The organism is Mesorhizobium sp. M7A.F.Ca.CA.003.01.2.1, from assembly GCF_003998945.1.
In the GTDB taxonomy this organism is placed as follows: Bacteria; Pseudomonadota; Alphaproteobacteria; order Rhizobiales; family Rhizobiaceae; genus Mesorhizobium; species Mesorhizobium ciceri.
The window spans coordinates 1-3279 of sequence record NZ_RZRA01000661.1 but is presented as its reverse complement, the minus strand read 5'-3'; the positions used below and the strand labels follow the sequence as shown (position 1 = coordinate 3279).

Genomic DNA, 3279 nt, shown 5'->3' with positions numbered 1-3279 from the left:
ATTTACGGCCGCAGCCCGATCTCGAGGCCGCTTATGCCGAAAAAGTGCGTTTCAGGGCGCGCCGGCAAGAGGTCTACCGCGAACTGCGCAAGAAGCCGTCGACGACCAGGGATGGTGTCCAGGTCGATTTGCTGATGAATGCCGGTCTCGCCGTCGACCTGCCGCAGCTTGCCGAAGCGGGTGCGGCCGGCATCGGTCTGTTCCGCACCGAATTGCAATTCATGGTCGCTTCCACCTTTCCCCGGGCCGAGGCCCAGGAAAAGCTCTACCGCGACGTGCTCGAAGCGGCGCGCGGCAAGCCCGTCACCTTCCGCACCATCGACATTGGCGGCGACAAGGTGCTGCCCTATTTCAAGGGCGCGATCCAGGAAGAGAACCCGGCGCTTGGCTGGCGGGCGATCCGCCTGACGCTCGACCGGCCGGGCCTGCTGCGCACCCAGATACGCGCTTTGCTCAAGGCCAGCGGCGGGCGTGAGCTGAAGCTGATGCTGCCGATGGTGACCGAACTCGGCGAGATCACCCAGGCACGCGAGATCATCGACCGCGAGGTGCGGCATTTGTCGCGCTTTGCCCATCATTTGCCGACCAGCCTGAAGCTGGGGGCGATGCTTGAAGTGCCGTCGCTGCTGTTCCAGCTCGATGAATTGATGAAAGCGGTCGATTTCGTCTCGGTCGGTTCGAACGATTTGTTCCAGTTCGTCATGGCCGTCGACCGCGGCAACACGCAACTGGCCAACCGCTTCGACACGCTGTCGGCACCCTTCTTGCGCGTCCTCAAGCAGATCGCCGATGCCGGCGTCCGCAATCACACGCCGGTGACGCTATGCGGCGAACTCGCCGGCAAGCCGATCTCGGCGATGGCGTTGATCGGACTCGGTTTCCGCTCGATCTCGATGTCGCCGGCCTCGATCGGGCCGGTCAAGGCGATGCTGACGGAACTGCCGCTGGACGAATTGAAGGCGTTTTTCGACGACAATCTGATGGCTCCGGCACAGGGCCTGCCGATGCGGGCGCTGCTGCAGGCCTTTGCCGACGACCGTTCGATCCCGTTATAGCAGCCTCATCATGGTCAATTTGCCCCGCGATCGTATGGATCAAGTCGTCAAGCGTTTCGAGATGCTCGAAGCGCAGATGTCGGCCGGCCCGGCGCCGGACGCCTATGTGCGCATGGCGTCCGAATATGCCGAAATCCAGGACATGGTGGCCAAGGTCAGGGCGCTGCGCGCGGCCGAGCATGAACAGGCCGACCTCGAAGCCATGCTTGCCGACAGGGGCACCGACGCCGAGATGCGGGCGCTGGCCGAGGCCGAGCTGCCAGGGGTCGAGGACCGCATCGAGGCGCTGCAGAAGGACATTCAGATCCTGCTGTTGCCCAGGGATGCCGCCGACGACAAGAACGCCATTCTCGAAATCCGCGCCGGCACCGGCGGCGATGAGGCCGCGCTTTTCGCCGGCGACCTGTTTCGCATGTACGAACGCTACGCCGCCGAACGCGGCTGGCGTTTCGAGACCGCCTCGGCCAGCGATGGCGATGCCGGCGGCTACAAGGAAATCATCGCCACGGTGTCGGGCAAGGGCGTCTTTGCGCATCTGAAATTCGAATCCGGCGTGCATCGCGTGCAGCGCGTGCCGGCGACCGAGGCCAGCGGGCGCATCCACACGTCGGCGGCAACCGTCGCGGTGCTGCCCGAGGCCGAAGAGGTCGACATCGACATCAGGGCCGAAGACATCCGCATCGACACGATGCGCGCCTCGGGTTCGGGCGGCCAGCACGTCAACACCACCGATTCGGCCGTCCGCATCACCCATCTGCCGACCGGCATCATGGTCGTGCAGGCTGAGAAATCGCAGCACCAGAACCGCGCCAAGGCGATGCAGATCCTGCGCGCCCGCCTCTATGATCTCGAACGCGGCAAGGCTGACGAGGAGCGCTCCGAATCGCGCAAGTCACAGGTCGGCTCCGGTGACCGCTCGGAACGCATCCGCACCTATAATTTCCCGCAAGGGCGCGTCACCGACCATCGCATCAATTTGACGCTCTACAAGCTCGACCGGGTGATGATGGGCGAACTCGACGAGATCATCAACGCGCTGATCGCCGATCATCAGTCCAAGCTGCTCGCCGACATCGGCATCGATGACTGACCTGCCCAACGCGCTCGGGCCGCTGCTGCGGGAAGCGCGGGCTCGGCTCGGCAGCACCGTCGACGACCCGGCGCTCGATGCGAGGCTGATCGTCGAGCATTTTTCGGGCACGACGCGCACGCAAGCCATTGCGGACCCCGAACGCAGGGTCGGCGCCGGCGCTGTTGCCGAAATCGATGCCGCGTTGAGACGCCGCGCCGGCGGCGAACCTGTGCATCGCATCCTCGGCTATCGTGAATTCTACGGTTTGCGCCTGGCGCTGTCGCCGGAAACGCTGGAACCGCGGCCGGATACCGAAACGCTGGTCGAGGCGATATTGCCCTTCGTCAAGGCGGTTGCGACGCAGGAAGGCGAGTGTCGCATCCTCGATCTTGGCACCGGCACCGGCGCCATTGCGCTGGCGCTGCTCAGCGTCGTGCCGACGGCTAATGCCACCGGCGTCGATCTGTCCGCGGGTGCGCTGGCGACGGCGGCCCGCAATGCCGGGCAACTTGGTCTTGCGGGCCGGTTCACGGCGCTGCAGTCGGACTGGTTCGAAAAAGTTTCCGGCCGGTACCATGTAATTGTCGCAAACCCTCCCTATATATCTTCCGAAGACATTGGAAATCTGCAGGACGAAGTCCGCAATTTCGACCCGCGCCTAGCCCTGGATGGCGGCGCGGACGGTCTGAACCCCTACAGAACCATCGCTGCGGAAGCGGCAAGGTTTTTGGAAATTGAAGGCAGAATTGCGGTCGAGATCGGCCATACGCAACGCAACGAGGTCTGCGAGATATTCACTGCAGCCGGCTACGTGCCGGGCAGTGTTTTCCGTGACCTCGGTGGAAACGACAGGGTTATTGTCTTTGAAAGGATAAAGCCTTGACGCAGTGCAAAAAAGCGCTTGGCAATGCCGGGGAATGCGGCTAGGGTCGCCTTAACCGGATGAGACGAAGCAGGCAGTGCTCTTAGCGATTCGGTTTTCCTTGGAAATAGCTGCCTTCTTGCGCAAACGATGCCCAAGCTTCGTGCGGGAATCGTCCGGCAAGTGATGTAACCGGAACAGGATGACACGTGGCGCCAACGCAATCGATGCGGGCGAACGCCGGTGAAGAGACGAAACGGCTGGCTGCATGAGCGCCTCCGTTCGTGAAG

The 3279-nt window shown here is 63.3% G+C and carries 4 protein-coding genes; 3 read left to right on the top strand and 1 reads right to left on the bottom strand.

The features are described from left to right. The 3 genes from EN969_RS23215 to prmC form a co-directional block, all read left to right on the top strand. Positions 1 to 1055 (top strand): putative PEP-binding protein (locus tag EN969_RS23215; RefSeq protein WP_348632412.1); only part of this gene is annotated, 1055 nt, incomplete at its 5' end. 10 nt (positions 1056 to 1065) lie between these two features. Then, positions 1066 to 2145, top strand: a complete 1080-nt coding sequence (prfA, locus tag EN969_RS23210) for a peptide chain release factor 1 (protein ID WP_013529461.1) — start codon at positions 1066 to 1068, stop codon at positions 2143 to 2145. Continuing rightward, entirely contained in the window at positions 2138 to 3010 is an 873-nt protein-coding gene (gene prmC, locus EN969_RS23205) for a peptide chain release factor N(5)-glutamine methyltransferase (RefSeq protein WP_063169067.1), read from the top strand. The genes prfA and prmC overlap by 8 nt, the downstream gene beginning before the upstream one ends. Positions 3011 to 3092: 82 nt before the next feature. On the opposite strand, the gene EN969_RS35590 is transcribed toward prmC, so the two are convergent. After that, positions 3093 to 3279, bottom strand: a 187-nt coding sequence (locus EN969_RS35590; RefSeq protein ID WP_206525210.1) for a hypothetical protein, incomplete at its 5' end; no start/stop codon positions are given.